This is a genomic window from Microbacterium memoriense (assembly GCF_025398275.1).
GTDB classification, from domain to species: domain Bacteria; phylum Actinomycetota; class Actinomycetes; order Actinomycetales; family Microbacteriaceae; genus Microbacterium; species Microbacterium memoriense.
In genome coordinates, this window is sequence record NZ_JAODOR010000010.1 from 74,534 (window position 1) to 95,566 (window position 21,033).

17 protein-coding genes are annotated in these 21,033 nt (G+C 69.5%); 10 read left to right on the forward strand and 7 right to left on the reverse strand.

Annotation, left to right across the window (positions count from 1 at the left end):
• Positions 1-56: 56 nt before the first annotated feature.
• From N4R40_RS08610 to N4R40_RS08630, 5 genes are all read right to left on the reverse strand, one after another.
• A complete protein-coding gene (locus tag N4R40_RS08610) occupies positions 57-797 on the reverse strand; it encodes a cupin domain-containing protein (RefSeq protein WP_261606959.1) in 741 nt (246 codons plus the stop codon).
• Positions 794-1,708: a DUF6807 domain-containing protein gene (locus N4R40_RS08615; RefSeq protein ID WP_261606960.1), complete on the reverse strand. Its 915-nt coding sequence runs from the start codon at positions 1,706-1,708 to the stop codon at positions 794-796. The genes N4R40_RS08610 and N4R40_RS08615 overlap by 4 nt, the downstream gene beginning before the upstream one ends.
• Positions 1,705-2,832, reverse strand: a complete 1,128-nt coding sequence (locus N4R40_RS08620; protein WP_261606961.1) for a Gfo/Idh/MocA family protein — start codon at positions 2,830-2,832, stop codon at positions 1,705-1,707. Before N4R40_RS08620 ends, N4R40_RS08615 begins: the two co-directional genes overlap by 4 nt.
• Complete coding sequence (locus tag N4R40_RS08625) at positions 2,829-4,517, reverse strand: ABC transporter ATP-binding protein (protein ID WP_261607119.1); 1,689 nt, start codon at positions 4,515-4,517, stop codon at positions 2,829-2,831. Before N4R40_RS08625 ends, N4R40_RS08620 begins: the two co-directional genes overlap by 4 nt.
• A gap of 450 nt (positions 4,518-4,967) precedes the next feature.
• Complete coding sequence (locus N4R40_RS08630) at positions 4,968-6,035, reverse strand: M24 family metallopeptidase (protein WP_261606962.1); 1,068 nt, start codon at positions 6,033-6,035, stop codon at positions 4,968-4,970.
• A 62-nt stretch (positions 6,036-6,097) separates the two neighbouring features.
• On the opposite strand from N4R40_RS08630, the gene N4R40_RS08635 reads away from it, so the two are divergent.
• The 9 genes from N4R40_RS08635 (at position 6,098) to N4R40_RS08675 (ending at position 16,987) form a co-directional block, all read left to right on the forward strand.
• Positions 6,098-7,102, forward strand: coding sequence for a LacI family DNA-binding transcriptional regulator (locus N4R40_RS08635; RefSeq protein WP_261606963.1), 1,005 nt, complete (start codon positions 6,098-6,100; stop codon positions 7,100-7,102).
• A gap of 83 nt (positions 7,103-7,185) precedes the next feature.
• Positions 7,186-8,517 (forward strand): Gfo/Idh/MocA family protein, encoded by a 1,332-nt coding sequence (locus N4R40_RS08640; RefSeq protein ID WP_261606964.1) that lies wholly within the window; start codon positions 7,186-7,188, stop codon positions 8,515-8,517.
• Positions 8,514-9,449 (forward strand): NAD-dependent epimerase/dehydratase family protein, encoded by a 936-nt coding sequence (locus N4R40_RS08645; protein WP_261606965.1) that lies wholly within the window; start codon positions 8,514-8,516, stop codon positions 9,447-9,449. The genes N4R40_RS08640 and N4R40_RS08645 overlap by 4 nt, the downstream gene beginning before the upstream one ends.
• Positions 9,446-10,345 carry a 5-dehydro-4-deoxyglucarate dehydratase gene (locus tag N4R40_RS08650; protein ID WP_261606966.1) on the forward strand — a complete coding sequence of 300 codons (900 nt, stop codon included), beginning with the start codon at positions 9,446-9,448 and terminating at the stop codon, positions 10,343-10,345. The genes N4R40_RS08645 and N4R40_RS08650 overlap by 4 nt, the downstream gene beginning before the upstream one ends.
• Positions 10,342-11,415 carry a mandelate racemase/muconate lactonizing enzyme family protein gene (locus N4R40_RS08655; RefSeq protein WP_261606967.1) on the forward strand — a complete coding sequence of 358 codons (1,074 nt, stop codon included), beginning with the start codon at positions 10,342-10,344 and terminating at the stop codon, positions 11,413-11,415. Before N4R40_RS08650 ends, N4R40_RS08655 begins: the two co-directional genes overlap by 4 nt.
• Before the next feature lie 49 nt (positions 11,416-11,464).
• Positions 11,465-12,907, forward strand: a complete 1,443-nt coding sequence (locus N4R40_RS08660) for an aldehyde dehydrogenase (NADP(+)) (protein ID WP_261606968.1) — start codon at positions 11,465-11,467, stop codon at positions 12,905-12,907.
• Positions 12,908-12,934: 27 nt separating this feature from the next.
• Positions 12,935-13,966 (forward strand): serine hydrolase domain-containing protein, encoded by a 1,032-nt coding sequence (locus N4R40_RS08665; protein WP_261606969.1) that lies wholly within the window; start codon positions 12,935-12,937, stop codon positions 13,964-13,966.
• Positions 13,967-14,000: 34 nt separating this feature from the next.
• Positions 14,001-16,229: a beta-galactosidase gene (locus N4R40_RS08670; RefSeq protein WP_261606970.1), complete on the forward strand. Its 2,229-nt coding sequence runs from the start codon at positions 14,001-14,003 to the stop codon at positions 16,227-16,229.
• Entirely contained in the window at positions 16,226-16,987 is a 762-nt protein-coding gene (locus N4R40_RS08675; RefSeq protein ID WP_261606971.1) for an alpha/beta hydrolase, read from the forward strand. Before N4R40_RS08670 ends, N4R40_RS08675 begins: the two co-directional genes overlap by 4 nt.
• 99 nt (positions 16,988-17,086) lie before the next feature.
• Here the strand turns inward: N4R40_RS08675 and N4R40_RS08680 are convergent, their stop codons facing one another.
• Positions 17,087-18,850, reverse strand: a complete 1,764-nt coding sequence (locus N4R40_RS08680; protein ID WP_261606972.1) for a glycoside hydrolase family 35 protein — start codon at positions 18,848-18,850, stop codon at positions 17,087-17,089.
• Between the two features lie 129 nt (positions 18,851-18,979).
• Between N4R40_RS08680 and galE the strand changes: the two genes are divergently transcribed.
• Positions 18,980-19,957 carry a UDP-glucose 4-epimerase GalE gene (galE, locus tag N4R40_RS08685; RefSeq protein WP_261606973.1) on the forward strand — a complete coding sequence of 326 codons (978 nt, stop codon included), beginning with the start codon at positions 18,980-18,982 and terminating at the stop codon, positions 19,955-19,957.
• Positions 19,958-19,967: 10 nt separating this feature from the next.
• Here the strand turns inward: galE and N4R40_RS08690 are convergent, their stop codons facing one another.
• A complete protein-coding gene (locus tag N4R40_RS08690) occupies positions 19,968-20,936 on the reverse strand; it encodes a LacI family DNA-binding transcriptional regulator (protein ID WP_407665857.1) in 969 nt (322 codons plus the stop codon).
• Positions 20,937-21,033 lie beyond the last annotated feature (97 nt).

Genomic DNA, 21,033 nt, shown 5'->3' on the forward strand with positions numbered 1-21,033 from the left:
ACGCTTTCCAGTTCGGGGAGGGATGCCCCCAGCCTAGAAGGCCGAGCGGGAAAGCGCTATCCATCCTGTTGCATCGACGGCCACTCCCACGTCTTGAGTCGACCGCACATGCCGAAACCGCGGTCCCCGGGTGTCGGATCACCGCGTACGACGGATGCCGCCGCAAGCCCACCGGCATCGCCACGCCCGAGCGCCTGGAGCTGCTCGCGAGTCCGCTCCATCTCGGCCGCGACCGTGCGCTCCCACAGCCGCGTCCAGTCCGCCACGCGCGGCGCAACGAGCGCCGCCGCGCGGGCGTGCAGGCGCGCAAGCGCCCCCGGCCCGTCGCGCTCCACCGCGGCGCGGAGTTCGAGGTAGCCCTCGACCGCGAGGTCGCGGCGCGTACGGACGGCATCTGCCCGTCCGGCTCCGACGGGGACAGTGGCCGCGGCCGCGTAGGCGTCGGGGTCGGCGAGGACATAATCGGGGAAGGTCATCACCGCGTCGCCCGCTTCGGGCAGTCCGGCATTGGCCATGATGACGAAGAGGTGCAGGTCACCGCCGTTGACGAGGCGATGGACGGTACCGGGCGAGAACCAGAGTACGTCTCCGACGGTCAACGGATGCTCGGCATAGCCCTGCGCTGAGAGAGTCTGCACCGACCCCGATCCGCCGACAACGACGTAGCCCTCGCTGGACGCCGAGTGCAGATGCGGCGTCCCGCCCCGGCATCCGTCGCCGCTCTCTTCGTCGTAGACACGCAGATCGCTGAGCGCGACGCCGCCGGGAAACAGCGGCGCTGACGACGGCGCACTCACCGGGAGCCTTTGAGTACGACCCGAAGCGACCCGGCGAGCGCCTCCGCGTCGTCGGCAGTGGCGTCGGCCACTCCCACGGCGTAGCGGAAGGTCACCGCAGCGCCGGCGGCCACGACGACTTCCTCGCTGAAGAACGGTGCGGGGTTCAGCCCGGCGAACTCCTCAGACCGTGCGAACCACTGCGGCGGGTGATGCGGGTTGTCTGCGGCATCCACCATCACGATCAGCGACGTCGCGTCGATCTCGTCGTGTTGGCCCTCGAAACCCATCCATTCGTGGCGCTGTCCGCGCACGTCGGCGCCGGAGCCGGTGCCGTCGGCCGTGACAAGGACCCCGTCGGTGAACGAGCGCGGACCCCGCCAGAACAGGCCGCCGTAGCCGGCGTTGTCGCGACCCCTCGTCGTGGGCGATCCGATCGCGATCTCGGCGTCGGTCACGTTCGTCATCACGCTCTCGAAAGTGAGCGCCCAGGCATCGTCGCCCAGGATGCGCGCAGTGAGGGTACGCACTTCGGTGAATACGCGTTCGTTGCTCTCCGGGATCCACTCGAGCTGGTGCGCGAAGCGGGCGACGCCCAGCGCATCCACCGCGAGCTCATCGATCACCTGGTGCACCTGCGTGCCGTCGTTGGGAAGCTGCACGTAGCCCTGATCGCGGACGAAGGTCGGCCCACCCCAGAAGTTCTCGTTGCCGACAACCGGCAGCGACCAGGCGATGCCCTTGTGCCACACGTGGTCGTGGGGACGGAACAGGCTCATCAGGTGACCCGCGCGCGTCCGGAGGGGATGAAGGAACGGCTTGGGCGACTCGAGCTGCGGCGAATCGGGAACGTAGGTGTAGTGGAACAGCTCCACATCGCCGTCGCGGACGGTGAATCCCGTCGCGCCGTCGTGGTCGATCTCGAGGGTCATCGGTTCTTCTCCAGAGCGGGCTTGATCGGTGACCAGGGAACGGCGTCGCCGCCCATGGACCTCAGGAACGGGTCATCGCCGGCGATCTCTCCCGCGCGGATGGGGGTGCCGCGGAAGGCGGAGGCGTAGGTGGCTGCCGCGAATTCCAGCGTGCGGCGAGCGTCGTCGACGCTGACGCCGGGGGTGCCTTCGGCGACCAACGCATCCACGATCGCGGAGATCTGACTGCGGTGGCTGCTGATCGCGTCGGACGCATTCTGCGCCCACTCCTCCGCGAGGTCTTCATGGCCGGGCGCGGCGGTGAAGGTCCAATCGGCGTTGCGATAGCCGTACAGGTGCTCGACTTCGACCGTCGCGAACTCGAAGTCGAAACGCAGTCGCGAGGTCTCGCGTGGCGAAACGATCGAGTTGACGACCGTCGCGAGCGCCCCATTCTCGAACTCGACGACGGCCATCGAGACGTCTTCGGTGTCGGTGGGGAGCGCCTGGCGCGCGGCGAACGCCGTCAGCTTCGCCCAGGGCCCGAGGGTGGCCAACAGCAGATCGAACTGATGGATGCCGTGACCCATCGTCGGCCCGCCGCCTTCGATCTCCCAGCGTCCTCGCCACGGCAGGTCGAAGTACTCGGGCGCGCGGTACCAGAGGGTTTCACAGGTCGCGACGAGCGGGCGCCCCAGCGCGCCGTTGTCGAGCATCTGCTTCAGCCGCAGTGCCGCGGCGCCGAACCGGTGCTGGAACACGGTCAATGCGGGCACGCCGGTCTCGTGCGACACGGCGACGAGCTCATCCATTTCAGCGAGGCTCAGCGCTGTGGGCTTCTCGATGAGCGCCGGCACTCCTGCGCGCAACGCGGCGATAGCGAGAGGCACATGCGTCTGCGGCGGCGTGCAGATGTGGACGAGATCGAGCGACTCCCCCGCGAACAGCGCCGCAGGATCGGGGTAGATCGCGGCATCCGGCGCGAACCGCGCAGCGAAAGCCTCGGCCCGCGAGCGATCGAGGTCGACGACCGCCACGAGTCTGATCCGTGGCGCAAGCCCTGTGATCGCGTCGGCGTGAGCGTGCGCGATCGCCCCCGTCCCGATGATCGCGGTGATCAGTGGCGTGTGTGTGACATCGGTCATGCTGCTCCTCCGAGCCCTACCTGCGTGAGATGAAGATGCGCGTAGCGCCCGTTGGCTTCGATCAGGTCGTCGTGTGCACCCTGCTCGACGATGCGCCCGTGCTCGAGGACCACGATGCGATCGGCCCGGCGCACTGTGGAGAGTCGGTGGGCGACGACGAGAGTCGTGCGGCCCTGCATCAGCCGTGCGAGTGCTTCTTTCACAAGCTCTTCCGACTCGGGATCGAGCGCACTCGTCGCCTCATCGAGCAGCAGGATGCGCGGGTCGCGCACGAGTGCACGCGCGATCGCGAGTCGTTGACGCTGACCGCCCGAGAGCCGCGCGCCCCGCTCGCCGACCACCGTGTCCCAGCCATCCGGCTGGGACTGGACGAACTCCCACGCGTTCGCGTCGCGCAGCGCAGCGATGATGCGAGCGTCGGAGATGTCGGGCAAGCCGTAGGCGATGTTGTCACGGATCGACCCTTCGAACAGGACGGATTCCTGCGGGACCACCGACACGAAGCGGCGCGCGGTGCGCATGTCGAGCTCCTGCATGTCCACGCCGTCGAGGAGGAGGCGACCACCGGTCGGGCGCACGAAGCCCAGCACGAGATTGAGCAACGTCGACTTACCCGACCCCGACGACCCGACGAATGCCACAGTCGCGCCGGCAGGGATCGACAGGTCGATCTCGTGGAGGGCGTCGGCGTCCGCTCCCGGGTAGCGGTGCGATGCGCGCTCGATCGTGATGGCGCCGGTGACGCGGTCTGCGCTTTGCTTGCCTTCGTTCTGCTCGAGGTCGGGCTCCTGCATCACCTCGGCGATCGAGCGCACCGATTCGAGCCCCCTCGCGCCGACCGGGATGAGCAAGAGGAGGGAGGTCAACCCTTGAGTCAAGAGTGCGAAGTAGGTCGACAGCAGCACCACTTCGCCCGGGGTGATGGGAAGGATGCCGGTGAGCGCGAAGACGGCGGCGAGGACGAGGCATCCCACTCCGAGCAACTGCATCGTGACCCACGAGATCGAGGCGACGTGACCGTTGAGCATGTCGAGTCGCAGCCCCGCCGTGCGCACGCCCTGCGCACCGCGCGTGACGCGGGTGACGGCCGTCTGCTCGAGTCCGTGCGCGCGCGTCACGGGGATGAGCGAGGCCATCTCGCCAACCCGCGCGGAGAACCCCTCGACCTCGCGCCGGAAGACCTCGTTGCGGACCTGGGAACGGTTGCGCATGCCGTAGCGGATGCCGATCGCGATCGGCACGGTGAGCGCGTAAACCGGCAGAAATTGGGGCACCGCGATCGCAGTCATCACGACCGCACCGATCATGACCATCGCCGAGGACAAGAGCGGGTGCGTGACCTGCTGGAGCATCAGTTCGACGTTCTCGACGTCACGGACGACCTTGGTCTGCACGATCGATGAGCTCACCCGCGAGTGGTATCCGAGCGACAGGCTCTGCAACCGGGCGGCGAGCGCGTTGCGCAATTCGGCACCGGTGTCACGGACGACCGTCATGAAGTTGCGGGTGTAGACGATGTGGTTCGGATAGTTCTGGACGAGTAGTACGGCGGCGAGCAAGAACCACCAGAGCACCGCGCTGACCTGACCGCCCGTCGCGACGATGTCGATGATCGAAGCGGTCACCACCGGGAGAAACCACAGCGGAATCTCTTTGAGCGCGAATGCCGTGATGGCCACCGCCATTCTGCCCGGACGGCGCGAGAGAAGGCGCAGCACCGATCGCGCCGGATGGGCGCCGTCAATGACGTCGAGAGACTGGGAAAGCGCTATCCGTGGCACACTGCAACAGTATCGCCGGCACGGCAGAGACGCCAGGGAAATGGCGAAGAGAGCGAGAATGCGATGACCGAATGCCGTGCGCGATCTCGCGCACGAGCTCGCTCTGCCGCTCATCGATCTCACCGTCTTCACGACCTGGCTCTACGAAGACGCGGGAGCCGTGGCATCCGCCCTGCTCTTGTCGCACTTTCCCCCGGTGAAAGTGCGGCCTGGCCGGAAGGACTCACCGACAACACCCATTTCCGCGCCGAGGGTGCCCGCTGAATCGCCGCGTTCGTCGCGCTCTCGTTGCGCGCGATCGAGCGACAGGACGGGGATCAGCCCGCAATGGGATCACCCGCTGTCGCATGAATCTCAGCGGCCGTACGGCCGCGCGAGCGGACGCGCGAGACCCCCGCGAATCACCGCCGGCCAACGCGGATCGGCCGTCAGCACGTCGATGCCACGGCTCGTCACGAGCACAGTGTCTTCGACCTTCGCCCCCGGAGCACTGGGGTTCCACGCGAACGCGTGATTCTCGCGGATGACGTCGCCGTTGTCGCCGGTCGCGCGGGGATCGCGTCCCGCGTATCCGGTCGGCCCGCCCTGATGGTGGTTCCGCCATTCGTCTGCGGCGAAGCACGCAGCGAGGTAGCCGGCACACCCGGCGGCGAACGCCTCGTCGAGGAGGCCACCCGGGCGTGTGGCCGCGAAGAACGCGGCCTCGACGTCCAAGATCCGTTCGTCATCGACCCCGGGATGCCCGACCCACCGGGTCGCATTGGCGATCAGACCGTGGCGGCGACCGCAGACGACGAGCATGGCGCGTCCCCCGAGAGCCGCGTCCGTCGGCAGCGGATGCCGAAACAGAACCCTCGAGGCGCCCGCCACAAGCACGACCAGCGGGTCGATCCTCCGCGCGCTCAGCCCGGCGGCGAGCGCTGCGGACGCATCCCGCTCGCTCGTCGATGGCGCGAGTGTCGCCGCGACGTCGGTGAGCACCTCGGCGACATCTGTGCCGAGGTCGCGATACCGCTGCACTTCCCCGGACAGCAGGGCGGCACGCGCCGCGCGCAGCTGCGCCGCAACATCGGCTTCGGCGATCAGCGCCACGCGGCTCGCGTCGGCTGCCGCTGCCGCCGGGGAAACCTGCCAGGGTACGCGGACCAGCCGCTGCGCATCTCCCGGCTCGAGCTCTTCCGCGATCAGCCGATCGGCCTCGTTCGCGGCTACGAAAAGAGCGTCTCCGTCATCGTCCACCCGCACAGCCAGCACCGCCGGCCCCGCGAGCGAGACGTGCGTGCGGATGCCGTCGAGGTACCAGGAGATCGCCTCGTGCGACGTCAACAACAGCGGCGCTCCCCCGGCACCGGTGCGGACAGCGGCCAATCGGTCCTGTTTGACACGGCGCTCTTGCCGGCGTGAGAGCTCGAGTGGCGGCATCCGATCCCCTTCGATAAAACGCTTTCTCGATAGTATGGCGCGGGGAGCAGGGAGAGGTGCCGATGGCAGGTTCTACAGGTCGGGTCGGGATCACGGATGTCGCCCGCGCGGCCGGCGTCTCACTTTCGACGGTGTCGCGAGTGATGAACGGCAACACGTCGGTCGACGCCGCGCTCGCCGACCGCGTGCGCGGCGTCGCGGCCGAACTCGGCTACAGCGCCAACCCGCTGGCACGGAGCCTCGTGCTCGGCCGCACCCAGACGATCGCCGTCGTGATTCCCGATCTCGCCAACCCGACCTTCCAGTCGATCCTGCGGGGCCTGAGTCGCGCCGCGTCCGACGAGGGTTTCCATGTCCTCATCGCCGACACGAACGAGCAGGTCGAGACCGAACACGCTCTCAGCACCGCGACGCGGCGGCGCACCGACGGCGTCATCCTCTGCGCTCCGCGCATGCCGGCGGAAGACCTCGCCGCGCTCCTCCCGACCCTCCAGCCCGTTGTGGTGATCAACAGACCCCCGCAGGACGGCGCACCCACCATCGCCGCGGACTACCGCGTCGCGATGGCCGAGCTGGTCGAGCACCTGTATGGACTCGGGCATCGCACGCTCGCCTTCCTTGCGGGCGTGGGGGGAAGCGCTTCCGGCGCCGCCCGCCGCGGCGCACTGGCCGACGCCCGTGAGATCCACTCCGACCTCACGATCATCGAGCTCGCGTCGGGCGTCGACTTCGACAGCGGAGCGCGCGCCGTGGACGCCGTCGTCGAGACCGGCGCCACGGCGGTGCTGGCCTTCAACGATCTGGTCGCGATGGGGCTGCTCTCGGCAGTCACCGAGCGCGGCATCCGCGTACCGGAGGACCTGTCGATCGCGGGGTTCGATGACATTCCTTTCGCGCGCTACACGTCCCCTCCCCTCACGACGGCCGCCGTTCCGGCCCTCGAACTCGGACGCCGGGCGTGGGCAGCGATGAGCGCGCGACTGGCCGGCACGGACTCGCCGCCGTCCACTGTCCTCATCCCCCAGATGGTCCTGCGCGGCAGCACGGGACCCGTTCCGCCCCGCTGAAAAGAGCCGCTCAGAACCCGGTGTTGCCGTGTGCTACCGTGAGAAAACGTTTCCTGAACATCCCGATGGAGAGATTCCGTTCAATGTCCCGCACCCGCTACGCCCTCCTCGGCGCCGGCCACCGCTCGCAGATGTACGTCGATGCGATCACCTCGACGTACGCCGACCGGGCGGAGCTCGTCGCGATCTGCGAGCCCAATCCCGTGCGCGCGGCGCATGCCGTCGAAGCCGTCACGGAGCGTGGCTTCGCGGCGCCGCACATCTGGCATCCGGACCGACTCGAAGAGATGATCACGGGTAACGAGATCGACCGCGTCATCATCTGCGCGCGTGACGACCTGCACGCCGAGCTCATCGTGCGCTCGCTCGATGCCGGCGCCGACGTCGTCGTCGAAAAACCCCTCACGATCGACGCCCCCTCAGCCGCCGCCATCGAAGATGCCGTCCAGCGCACCGGCCGCTCGGTCGTCCTGACGTTCAACTATCGCTACTCACCCCGCAACAGCGCGCTGCGCCAGGTCATCCAAGACGGCGAGATCGGCGAGGTCACCTCGATCGACTTCTCCTGGATGCTGGACACCAAGCACGGTGCCGACTACTTCCGGCGGTGGCACCGCCTGAAGGAACACTCGGGTGGGCTCCTCGTCCACAAGTCCAGCCACCACTTCGACCTCGTCAACTGGTGGATCCACTCCACTCCCCGACGCGTGTATGCCTCGGGTGGACTCCGGTTCTACGGCGCATCCAACGCACAGGAGCGCGGACTCGACGACCGACCCACGCGTGGCACGCACGACGGAGCGCATGATCCGTTCGAACTCGACCTCCGGGATGATCCCCGCCTGACGGCGCTCTACCTCGACGCCGAGGGACACGACGGGTATCTCCGCGACCGCGATGTGTTCGGTCCCGGCATCACGATCGAGGACAATCTCGCTCTCGTCGTCGATTACGCCTCGGGTGCGACGCTGAGCTACTCCCTCAACGCGCACGCACCCTGGGAGGGGTATCGCGTCGCGGTGAACGGCACGCGCGGTCGCGCCGAGCTCGAGGTCATCGAGCGTGGTGCCGTGCTCGTCGACGAGGGGCTGCATCCCGTGCTCGACCCCAGCGCGTCCGGCGGCGACGGTCACGCGACTCTTCGCCCCCAGGGCGAGCGCCTCCTCGTTCAGCGCCACTGGGAGGAGGCCGTCGAGATTCCGATCGTGAACGGCGACGGTGGGCACGGCGGCGGCGACGCGCTGCTCCTCTCGGATGTCTTCATCGGGCCGGGCAATGACCCGCTCGCGCGGCCCGCAGACTGGAGCGACGGCGTCCAGTCGATCGCGGTCGGTATCGCCGGCAACCGTTCGCTCGAGACTGGGCTCCCCGTCCTCACCGCCGACCTCGGTATTTCCCTCCTGTCCCGCTCATGAGCCGGATCGTCGTCACCGGTGGAGCCGGTCGTCTCGGACGGAGCCTCGTTGCGGGCCTCGCCTCGGTCGGGCACGAGCTGGTCTCGTTCGACCGGGTCGTCTCCGATGCCCCCGAACTGGCGGACGTCGAGCAGCGGGCGATCGACCTGACGGACGCCGACGCCACCGTCGCCGCACTCCGAGATGCGCGTGCCGATTCGCTCATCCACCTTGCGGCGATCGCGGTGCCGTTCAGCGCACCGGAAGACGTGATCCTCCGGGTGAATACCGGCCTGGCGATCTCCGTCCTCGGCGGCGCGGTGTCGGCTGGCATTCCGAAGATCGTGGCAGCATCCAGCCCGACCGTCCTCGGCTACAGAGCCACCGGGTGGCTGCCGGAGCGACTGCCGCTCGACGAAAACTCCCCGCCCATGCCGTGGAACGCCTACGCCCTGTCGAAACTGCTGATCGAGCAGACGATCACCATGCTGCGCCGCCAGACCGGTGACGATGTCCGCTTCGCCGCGTTCCGCCCGTGCTACGTCATCGCACCGGAAGAGTGGGCGGGCGCTCCCACCCAGCAGGGACATACCGTGCGGCAGCGCCTGGACGATCCTGCGCTGTCGGCGCCCGCGATCTTCAACTACGTCGATGCGCGCGACGTGGCGACGTTCGCCGACACGCTGCTGTCGGCGCTGGCAGACATCCCCAACGGCGAGACATTCTTCGTCGGCGCCGACGACGCACTCGCCCGCGAACCCCTTACCACGCTGATCCCCCGGTTCTACCCGGGCACCGAGGCGCTGGCATCCGAACTCACCGGCACGACCCCCGCTTTCTCCAACGCGAAGGCGAAACGCCTGCTCGGTTGGAGGCCCGGGCACCACTGGCGCGCCGAACTCAGCCTCATCAACACCGACACTCCCTCCACCCGAAAGGACGTGCCGGTATGAACTTCGACGGCATCCTCTTCTTCCCCGTCACTCCTTTCGACAGCGCAGGACGGGTCCAGACCGACCTCCTCGCCGAGCACATCGCGACCGGGCTGTCGCATTCCCCCGGCGGCATCTTCCCGGCGTGCGGTACCGGCGAGTTCCACGCCCTGTCGACCGCCGAAGTCTCGACGGTGATCCGCACCGCCGTCGACACGATCGCCGGAGCCGTCCCCGTCATCGCCGGTGCGGGCGGGCCGCTGGGGCACGCACTCGAGGTCGCACGCTCGGCCGCCGCGGCGGGCGCCGATGCTCTGCTCGTCCTGCCGCCCTATCTCGTCGGCGGACCACAGACAGGGCTCGTCGCGTACGTCGAGGCGATCGCCGCGGCATCCGATCTTCCGGTGATCGTCTACCACCGCGGCAATGCCCAGTTCACTCCGGCATCCATGCGGCGTCTCGCCGAAAACCCGAAAGTCGTCGGCTTCAAGGACGGTGTCGGCGACATCGGTGCGGCGCAACTGATCGTGCGTGCGGTCGCGCAGGCCGGTCGCGACGACTTCGCGTTCTTCAACGGCCTGCTCACCGCCGAGCTGACCCAGGCCGCGTATCGGGGCATCGGCATTCCGCTGTATTCATCGGCCGCCTTCGCGATGATCCCCGAGGTGGCCGGCGCGTACTACCGCGCCTATGTCGACGGGAATGAAGCGCGTCGCTTCGAGATCCTCGACGCGTTCTATACGCCGCTCGTCGCGCTCCGCGATGAGACACCCGGGTTCGGGGTCTCGCTCATCAAGGCGGGCTTGCGCCTCAGCGGATTGCCGGTGGGGGGCGTCCGCGCGCCGCTGGTCGATCCGACGCCCGCTCAGGAGGCTCGCCTGGCGGAGATCCTCGACGCGGGGCGCGCGTTGCTGTGACGACGATCGTCTCGTTCGATGCCCGGCTGGTGCGTGTGCCGTTGACGCGCCCGTGGGGTGCGGATGTGACCTCGGTCGGGGTCATCGCGACGCACGTCGTCCGCAGCGACGGCGTCGAGGGCTGGGGCTTTTCCTGGACGCCGCAGATCGGCGCGGAAGCCGTGCTCGCCCTCCTGCAGCACGACATCTCGGCTTTCGCCGTGGGGCGCGATGCCGACCCACGCGCACTGTGGACGCCCGCGTGGGAGCACCTGCACGAGGCCGGCGGCGGCGGGGTCACGACGATCGCCCTGGCCGGTCTCGACCTCGCGCTGTGGGATGCCGCGGCGCGCGCGCAGAACGGGTCGCTCTCAGAACTCCTCGGGCGTCGTCGCGAATCCGTGCGCGGCTACGGCAGCGGCGTGAACCTGCACTACACACAGGACGAGCTCGTCGCGCAGGTGCAGCGGTGGGTGGATGCCGGGTTCGACGCCGTCAAAGTGAAGGTCGGCAAGCCGGACGTCGCCGAAGACCTCGATCGCCTGCACGCGGTCCGGGATGTTCTCGGACCAGGCCGCGCGCTCATGATCGATGCGAACCAACGGTGGAGCCTCGAGCGCGCGACGGCGTCGCTGGAGGATCTCGCCGCTGTGCACCCCGCGTGGATCGAAGAGCCGCTGCGCGCCGACGACCTTGCGGGCCACGTCGAATTGTCACGCCGCCTCCGCGGTTCCTCCGGCATCCCGATCGCGGTCGGCGAGAACCTGCACACCGCGTATCGATTCGATGATTTCCTCCGCACGGGAGCTGCCCAGATCGTCCAGCCCAACATCATCCGCGTCGGTGGCGTCACGCCTTTCCTGCGCATCACCGCCCTCGCGGCGGATGCCGGGGCGGCGCTCCATCCGCACCTCTTGCCCGAGCTGTCCGGCCAGCTCGCGCTGACATTCGCCGCCGAGTGTCTCGTCGAGGACGTCGAGGATGCCGGGTTCGGTGCGCTCGGCGCCCTGCGCGACCGCTCCCCCGTCACGATGGATCGGGGCGTGTTGACCGAGAATCCCCACGCCGGACTGGGCCTGCGCTTCCGATGACCCGCATCCCCCACGTGGCGCCCCGCCGCCGCCAACGAAAGGACCCGCAATGACCACCACGACTGAGCAGCTCGAGGAGTTCACCGCGGCCGCGGCCGTCGCCGCTCCGATCTGGCGGGCGACGGATGCGGCCACTCGCGCCGGCTGGCTCCGCGCCCTCGCCGACGCCCTCGATGCGCATGCCGGCGAACTCGTCGAAATCGCCGACCGCGAGACGCGTCTCGGCGTGCCGCGCCTGACCGGCGAGGTCGCACGCACGACCGGGCAGCTGCGACTGTTCGCCGCCGTCGTCGAGGAGGGGTCCTACCGCGAACTCACGGTCGACGACGCCGACCCGTCGGCGACTCCGCCACGGCCCGAGCTGCGTCGCCTGCTCGTCGGCGTCGGCCCCGTAGCGGTCTTCTCGGCGTCGAACTTCCCGTTCGCATTCTCCGTCTGCGGTGGCGACACGGCATCCGCCCTCGCCGCGGGAAATCCCGTCATCGTCAAGGCGCACTCCGGACATCTCGAGCTCTCCCGCCGGACCGCCGAGATCGCCGCCGACGCGCTGGTCGCGGCCGGAGCGCCGAGAGGATCGATCGCTCTCATCGAAGGCCGAGAAGCGGGCAACGCCCTCGTGCAACACCCCGTGATCCAGGCGGCGGGGTTCACCGGATCGGTCTCCGGCGGCCGGGCGCTCTTCGACCTCGCGACAGGACGCCCCGACCCGATCCCGTTCTACGGCGAGCTCGGCAGCGTCAACCCGGTCGTCATCACCCCCGCCGCGGCGGCGGCGCGTGGCACGCAGCTCGCGGCAGGTCTCGTCGGCTCGTTCACGCTCGGCGTCGGACAGTTCTGCACGAAGCCCGGCGTCGTCTTCGTGCCGACCGGCACGGGGTTCGAGGCGTCGGTCGGCGGGAACGTGGCACCGGTGCCCGGCGGACCGCTGCTGACCGACCGCATCACGGAGGCGTTCCCGGACGGCATCCAGCACCTGCTCGAAGACCCCTCGGTGACGATCGTCGGATACGGCGCCGAAACCGTCGACGGCGCTCGGCCGGTCGTGCTCCAGACGGATGCGGGGGCCGTCGCGGAGCGTGCCTCGACCCTGCTGGAAGAAGTCTTCGGCCCGGTCACCCTGCTCGTCCGATACGACAGCGACGCAGAGCTGCACGCGGCGCTCGAGGTCGTTCCGGGAAGCCTCACCGCGACGCTGCATTCCGAAGAATCGGACGACGTCCAGGACACCCTGGCTCTCCTGCAGAATCGGGTCGGCCGTGTGCTCTTCGCGGGGTGGCCGACGGGCGTCGCGGTCACGTGGTCGCAGCAGCACGGCGGTCCGTGGCCGGCGACGACATCACTGCACACCTCGGTCGGTGCCAGCGCGATCCGGCGCTTTCTGCGTCCCCTCGCGTTCCAGGACGCCCCGCAGCGCCTCCTCCCCACGGAGCTCCGCGATGAGTCGTTGGCCGCCCTGCCGCATCGACGCAACGGAGTGCTCCACGCTCGCTGATCACCGACGCGCGGGAAGGCGCTTCCCGTGACATCGTCGCGCGCGCCCGACACAATGGAAATCGTGATCAACTCCTCCACTTTCGGCGCCGCCATGGACGTCGCCCGCCACCACGTGGACGCCGGGCGCATCCCGACCGCCGTGTTCGGCGTCGCGAGCGCCGACGGCATCCTCGCACTCGACGCTTTCGGCGCGACCGGCGACCGACCGGCGAAGCCCGACGACACCTACCGTCTCTTCTCGATCACGAAGCCGCTCGTCGGCATCGCCGCCGCGCGGGTGATCGAGCGCGGCCTGCTCACGCCGAACACCCTGATCACCGACGCACTGCCCACCTTCGGCCGCTGGCGCGACGACCCCGTGCGGCTGTGGCATCTGGCCAGTCACACGTCGGGCATCAGTGAGCCGACCCTCGATCCCCCGCTTCCGCTGCGCGAAGAACTCCTAGCGCGTGGCCGCGACTTCCTCGCCGGGAGCGCCTCCCGCTACTCGACGATCGCCTTCGAGGGGATCGCCGCACTCATCGAACACGCCACGGGCCGCTCCTGGGAGGCCGAGGTCGGCGAGTGGGCCGCGGAGATCGACGCCACGGGCCTCACGCTCGACCCGGTCGACGTCGTCCCGATCCCCGACCTGGCCGCCGCCGGGCTGAACCTCGACCGGTTCGTCGAGACCCGGGCGCCCGGCGCGGGCCTCTCCGGCCGCGCGGAAGACCTGCTCGCGCTCGGCACCGAATTGCTGCGGATCCACGCGGGGAAGACCGACGGCATCCTCCGGCCGGCGACGCTCGACATGATGCTGCGGCCGCTCACCGGCGACATCCCCCGACTCGACCCGTACCCGGCCGAGCGCGGTCAGGATTGGGGGTTCACCTGGAACCTCCGCACCCGCGCGCCGGGTCTCATCGCGCGGGACGGCTACGGTCACGGCGGCTGGTCGGGGACTGAGCTGTGGATCCATCCCGACGCGGGTCTTGCCTGGGTGCTCATGACCAATCAGGCCCAGCGCGACGGGGTCGACATCGACCTCCTCGACAACGCGATCGTCTCCGCGCGGTGATGCGCCCGCCCTCGGGAACCGCGAGAATGGCATCGTGAACATTCCGTCTTCGGCCACCGTCCAGCACCGCGGGTGGCCCACGCCCGCCCGACTCGCCCCCATGCCGATCGCCGCGGAGGCCGCCCGCGGTCTGACGGTCACGGACCGCGCCCTGTTGCGCGACGGCGTCGGGTTCGTGCCGGTCTCGGGCGAGCTGCACTACAGTCGACTCCCCCGCGCCCGGTGGGCGGAACGCCTCCGCCAGCTGCGCGCGGCCGGCATCACGCTCGCCTCGACGTACGTCCTCTGGAATCACCACTCGGCGGCGCGCGGCGACGCGCGATTCGACGACAATCTCGACGTCGCGGCGTTCATCGACGAGGTCGAGGCGGCGGGTCTGGAGCTCATCCTCCGTATCGGGCCGTGGGTGCACGGCGAATCCCGCAACGGCGGTTTCCCCGACTGGGTGCAGGATGCCGAGATCGAGCACCGCAGCGATGACGCCGCCTATCTGGAGCTCGTCACCGAGTGGTTCGGCCAGTTGGCGGGCGCCCTCGACGGGCGTGCCCGACCCGGCGGCCCGATCGTCGGCATCCAGCTCGAGAACGAGCTGTACGACCGACCCGAGCACCTGCTGACCCTCAAGCGCCTGGCGCGCGAGGCCGGCATGGCGGCGCCGCTGTGGACCGCGACCGCGTGGGGTGGCGCAGAGCTCCCGCCCGGCGAAGCCTTTCCGCTGTTCAGCGGTTACGCGGACGGATTCTGGGTCGATCCGGAAGACCCCTGGCACCCCAGCTTCCGCGCACACTTTTTCTTCTCACACGAGTGGGATGACCCGGGCGTCGGCGCCGACGTTCGCGCCGCCCAGGGATTCGACGAGGGGATCGGGGCGGCGACCGACCTGCACGGCTTCCCGCCCGCCACGTGCGAGCTGGGGTCCGGAATGGCGACGGCCTATCATCGCCGCCCGGTGCTCAGCGCGGCCGACACCGCTGCGCTCGCGAACGTCACGATCGGCAACGGCTCGGCGTGGCAGGGCTACTTCATGTACGTCGGGGGCACGAACCCCGCGCCGCAGCTGCAGGAGAGCCACGCGACGGCGTATCCCAACGACATGCCCGAGTTCGGGTACGACTTCCACGCGCCGATCGGACAGTCGGGCGACCTGCACGCCTCGGCCGCACCGCTGCGCGCGCAGCATGCGTTCCTCGCGGCCTTCGGCGACCGCCTCGCGGAGATGACGTCGACGCTGCCCGACGCACTGCCGGATGGGCAGTCGGATCGATCGACGCTGCGTTGGGCACTGCGCTCCGACGGTTCGGAGGGTGTCGTCGTCGTATCGCACCATCAGCCTCATGAGCAGGTCGAGCCGGTGGATGCCGCGCTGCGGATCACACTGGATTCCGCCGAGATCTCCCTTCCGCAGATCACGATCCCGAGCGGGACGATCGCCCGCTGGCCGGTCGCGTGGCGCATCGGCAGATCGCGGATCGCGTGGGCCACGGCCTCGCTCCTGACCGAACTGCCGGGAGCCGCTCCGACGCTCGTGCTGGTGGCTGAGCCGGGGATAGAGCCCCGCATCGCGATCGATGGTGAGGTTCATACCGGCACGGGCATGTTTTCGGTCGAGGGTGGGCGCATCCTCGTCCTCCCCGCGACTGACGCCGCGCTCCTCTGGGTGCGCGATGGCGCGGACGGCCGTTCGCTTCTGCGCACGTCCGATGAACTGTCGTGGTCGGGCGGCACGCTCTTCCATCGCGGCGTCGGGCCGGCCGAGGTGTTCGACGTGGTCACCGGATCCTGGCGAGCCCTCGCGCTCCCCACCGCGGAGGCCCCGGCAACTGCAACCCTCGCTCCGCGCTTGGTGACCGAGGCCCGCACTGTGCCGACGGACTACGGTTTCCGTGAATTGCGGCACTCCGCGCCGAGCCGATCCGCGATCGATGAGTTCGCGGCGGTGTTCTCCCTCGATGTGCCCGCGTGGGCAGGGGAAGCCGACGCCGTGCTCGACATCGACTGGGCGGGCGACGTCGCCGAGATCCGCGTCGACGGACACACGGTGGATGACCGCTTCTGGGACGGCGAGCGCTGGTCCGTGTCGGTGCAGGATGCCGGCATCCGCCCGGGCAGCGCCGTCACGCTGCATGTCCTGCCACTGTCGCCGCACACGACGATCGGGCTTCCGGCCGCCGCACGCGCGCGCATCGGCGCCGAGCAGCTGTGTGCGGTGGACGTTGTCTCCCTGCGCGCGCGCGGCGACTGGCAGAGGGTGGACCTCGCATGACCGCGGAGCTCGTACGCGTCTACCCGGCGTCCGCGCCGAATGGTTCCGGTCTCGTCTGGGCGCACGGCGGCGGATTCGCCGCGGGTGACATCGATATGCCCGAAGCCGACTTCGTCGCGCGCACCCTGGCCGCCGCCGGCACCACCGTTGTGAGCGTCGACTACCGGCTCGCGATCGGCGGCGTCCACTTTCCGGTACCGCTCGACGACGTCGTGGCCGCCTGGGAATGGGCACACGCGCGTCGCGCGGAGTTCGGCATCGACCGCCTCGCGATCGGCGGGGCCAGCGCCGGCGGGAACCTGGCAGCCGCGGCTGCGCTCCGCCTCGCCGGAACAGCGGCGGCACCGGATCTCGTCGTGCTGGCCTATCCGACGCTGCTCGCCGTTCAGCCCGCGCCCGATGCCCGACTCCGTCAGGCGCTCGACGACGACCCGTTCGCCGACCGGTTCGGGCCACAGGTCGTGCGCGACATGTACGAGAACTACCTCGGCGCCCCGGCATCCACGGCGCCGGTCGAGGCAGCGCCGGGGCTCGCGACGGTCGCGGAGCTGGCCGATTACCCGCCGACGCTCATCATCAACGGCGAGGTCGACGAACTGCGCGTGTCGGCCGAGGTCTTCGCCGCGAGCCTCGCCGCGGCGGGGCGCGAGGTCGACTGTCGCATCGAGCCCGGCACCGACCACGGCTTCCTCAACCGGCCCGACGGGCCGGCCGCTGCTCTCACCCTCGAGCGCATCGCGGCGCGCCTGAGCCGCTGAGCCCGTCTCGCGGACAGGAGATTCTGCACACGGAGGGCGATTTCCGGTCGTCACGGCCCTTTCGGCGCAGAATCTCCTGTCGACCGAACCGCAGTGCGGTCAGTACTCGGTGTGACCGAGGTCGAGGTCCGGCACGAAGCGCACCGTGTCGGTCCCGAGGGAATCGAACTCGAGCACCGTGACGAGGTTCTCGCCCGCGCGGGTCACGGGTGCAGGAACGAACAGGGTCCGCTGCGGCCCCGAACGCCAGTAGCGACCGAGGCAGAAGCCGTTGACCCACACGAGCCCCTTGCCCCACCCGTCGGTCGACAGCGCGAGGTCGGCGGGCGCCTCGAGCGCCACCGTCGCCTCGAACACGTGTGCGCCGGCGGTGAGTGGCGCCTCCTGCGGTGCGAGTTGCAGGCTGGATCCACTCTCGAACGCGTCCAGCGGCACCGCCGAGGCATTCCAGCCTGCAATTGACACACCAGCGAAGGTCGCCGGGCCGATCAAGCCCTTGGGCTCGCCGATCCGCGGGCCGTAATTGACCCGACCCTGGTCCTCGACGAGCAACTCGAGCAGGCCCTCGCCCCGCGGGAGGGTGATCGACCAGGCGTGATCCTCGCGGGCGAGGACGCCGACGGGCTGTCCATCCAGGCTCACCCAGGCGCGGTCGCGCACTTCGGCGAAGGCGAGCACTCCCGCCGCCGGCCCCTGATCCAGCTGCACCCGGTAGCGAGCCAGCCCGCGCGAAATTCCCAGGGTGTCCATCGTCGGCACGTCGGCGTGATCCTGCCAGTCCGGGGCGACGAGGTCGCCGAGCGCACCGACGCTGCGCAGAGACGCGGGCTCCGGAACGACGAACAGCGCGCGGTCGACCCGGTCGTACTCGGGCACCGGCGCGTAGCGCGCGATGACTTCGCGGAAGGCCCAGAACTTCTCGGTGGGTCGGCCTGCCTCATCCAGCGGCGCGTCGTAGTCGTAGCTCGTGATCGTCGGCTGCCAAACTCCCTTGTCGTTCGCGCCGTTGGTGAGTCCGAAGTTCGTGCCGCCGTGCAGCATGTAGATATTGACAGACGCTCCGGCGGCCAGAAGGTCATCGAGCTCCCGGGCCGACACCGCGGGGTCGGTCGTGTGGTGGTGGGCGCCCCAGTGGTCGAACCAGCCGCACCAGAACTCCGAGCACATGAGCGGTCCCGTCGGCTGCTGGCGCCGGAGCGCCGCGAGGCGTTCGGTCGCCCGCGAGCCGAACGACCCCGTCGCGTGCAGGCCGGGGATGTTGCCGGCGGCAAGCATGTCGTCCATCGGCTGATCGACCGTGGTCAGCGGCACGGTGGCGCCGGTCTCCAAGAACAGATCGGTCAGGGCGCGCAAGTACGCGTGGTCCGACCCATAGGCGCCGTATTCGTTCTCGACCTGCAGCATGATGACCGGCCCGCCCTGGTCGATCTGCAGCGGCGCGACGATCTCCATGACCTGGCGCAGGTATTCGCTCACGGCCGCCATATACCGGGGCTCGAGCGTGCGGACGCCGACCGCCGGGTCGCGGAGCAGCCAGGCGGGGAATCCGCCACCGTCGAACTCGGCGCAGATGTAGGGACCGGGGCGCACGATCGCGTGCATCCCCTCTTCCTGCACTTCCCGGAGGAAGCGCGCGAGGTCCAGGCGCCCTGTCGTGTCGAACTCGCCGCGGGTCGGCGCGTGCTCGTTCCACGCAACGTAGGTCTCGATCGTGTTGAGCCCCATCATCCGCCCCATGCGGATGCGGTCGCGCCACTGATCGGGGTGGATGCGGAAGTAGTGCAGCGCCCCCGAGATCACCCGGTGCGGCTGTCCGTCGAGGAGGAAGTCCTCGGCGCCGATCTCGAACGTGTGACTGGTCATGCTGCTCCTACCGTGCGTCGGCGCTCGGGGATTCTCCGCGCCGCTGGGGATGTCGTGAGACTACCATGTTGACGTAAACATGACGGGAAACCCGACCGCGTAGAGTGGTCCCGACGCGAGGAGCGAAAGATGAGCTGGCTGGTCACGGGTGGAGCGGGATACATCGGAGCGCACGTCGTGCGCGCGTTGGCGTCGGCGGGCATCGACCCGGTCGTGATCGACGATCTGTCGAGCGGTCACGCGGGCTTCGTGCCCGAAGGCGTGCCGTTCGTCCAGGGGACGATCCTCGACCGTGAGCTTCTCGTCGAGACCCTGCGCACCCACGCGGTGACGGGTGTCATCCACGTCGCCGGCTTCAAGTACGCCGGCGTCTCGGTCACGAGGCCGCTGCACACCTACGAGCAGAACGTCGACGCGACGCGTGTCGTCCTGCAGGCGATGGCGGATGCCGGCGTCCACAACATCGTGTTCTCCTCCTCGGCCGCTGTCTACGGCACCCCCGACGTCGACCTGGTCACCGAGGATCTTCCCAAGCGTCCCGCGTCGCCGTACGGCGAATCGAAGCTCATCGGCGAATGGCTGCTGCGCGACCAGGCGATCGCGACGGCAGACTCCGAGCATCCGCTCCGCCACACCTCGTTGCGCTACTTCAACGTCGTCGGCTCCGCCGACCCGGCCGTCTACGACACGAGCCCGCACAACCTGTTCCCGATCGTGTTCGAGAAGCTCCTCGCCGGCGACGTGCCGCAGATCAACGGTGAGGACTACGCGACTCCGGACGGCACGAACGTCCGCGACTACGTCCACGTCGGCGACATCGCTGCCGCACACGTCGTCGCAGCCCAGCGCCTCGCGGCCGGCGAACACGTCGAGGCGGCGTACAACCTCGGTTCCCAGAACGGGTTGAGCGTCCGCGAGATCATGGATGCCATGGCCCGGGTGACCGGCATCCCCTTCACTCCGAAGAGCGGGCCCCGCCGCGCGGGCGACCCCGACCGGATCGTCGCGACCGGCGACCTCGCCGCCCGTGATCTCGAGTGGCAGAACCGCTACACGGTCGACGAGATGGTCCGCACGGGCTGGGAAGCCCGCCGCGCCGCGCTCTGACCCCGTTTCCTCAGGCGCTCGCGCGCGGGACGAGATGAGGCGTGAGCACGACCGGTGCCGCCTCGCCGCGACCGATGAGCGTCACGAGCGAGGCGACGGCCGCGGCGCCCAACTCGTCGAAGTCCTGCTTGACGGTGGTCAGCGGCGGGGAGTATTCCGCGGCATCCTCGACGTCATCGAAGCCGATCACCGCGACGTCGTCAGGCACTGTCCGACCTGCTTCGGCGAAGGCGCGGAGCGCTCCGAGTGCCATCTGGTCGTTGGCCGCGAACAGCGCAGTGACCTCTCCCGCGAGCGGAGCGATGACGGCGTGGCCGGATGCCGAGGTCCAATCCCCGCGGATCGGCTCCGGTGCCGCGATGCCCGCCGCCTCGTGGGCGTCACGCCAGCCACGTTCACGCTCGGCCGCCGCGAACGACCCGACGGGGCCGCCCAGGTGGTGCACGCTTCCACGCCCGAGGCTGAGCAGGTGCTCGGTCGCCGCACGGGCGCCGGCGGCATGATCGGTCTGCACGACGGCGAAGCGGTCATCGGCCGGCGAGTCGACGACGACGAGAGCGAGCCCCGGTGGCACATCGAGCCCGCGGGCGAGCGCCGTGGCTTCGTTGAGGATCACGGCGCCGTCGATCCCTTGGTCACTCAGGCGCGCGAACGCGTCGGCGACCGCCTCACGACCGGATGCCGTCACGACGGTGAGGGCGAATCCGCGCTCGGCGGCATGGTCGGCGAGCGCCTGCAGCATGCGCGAGTTGCCGACCGAGGACAGGTTCGCCACGATCAAACCGATCGTGTCGGTGCGCCCCGTCCGGAGTGCCCGCGCGGCGCGGTGCATGCGATAGCCGAGCTGCGACATCGCCGCTTCGACGTTCGCCCGCGTCGCGGGATCGACGCGGGGGCTGTCGTTCACGACGCGCGAAACGGTCTGTGCGGACACGCCGGCGACAGCGGCGACATCGGCCATGGAAACACGTCGCGTCATTCCGCCATCCTACGGGCAGGAATCCGGTCTTTCCGGTCGTGTTGACGATAACACGGAAACGCGGTAGCCTAGAGCCGTCACCACCTGCGAAGGAGCA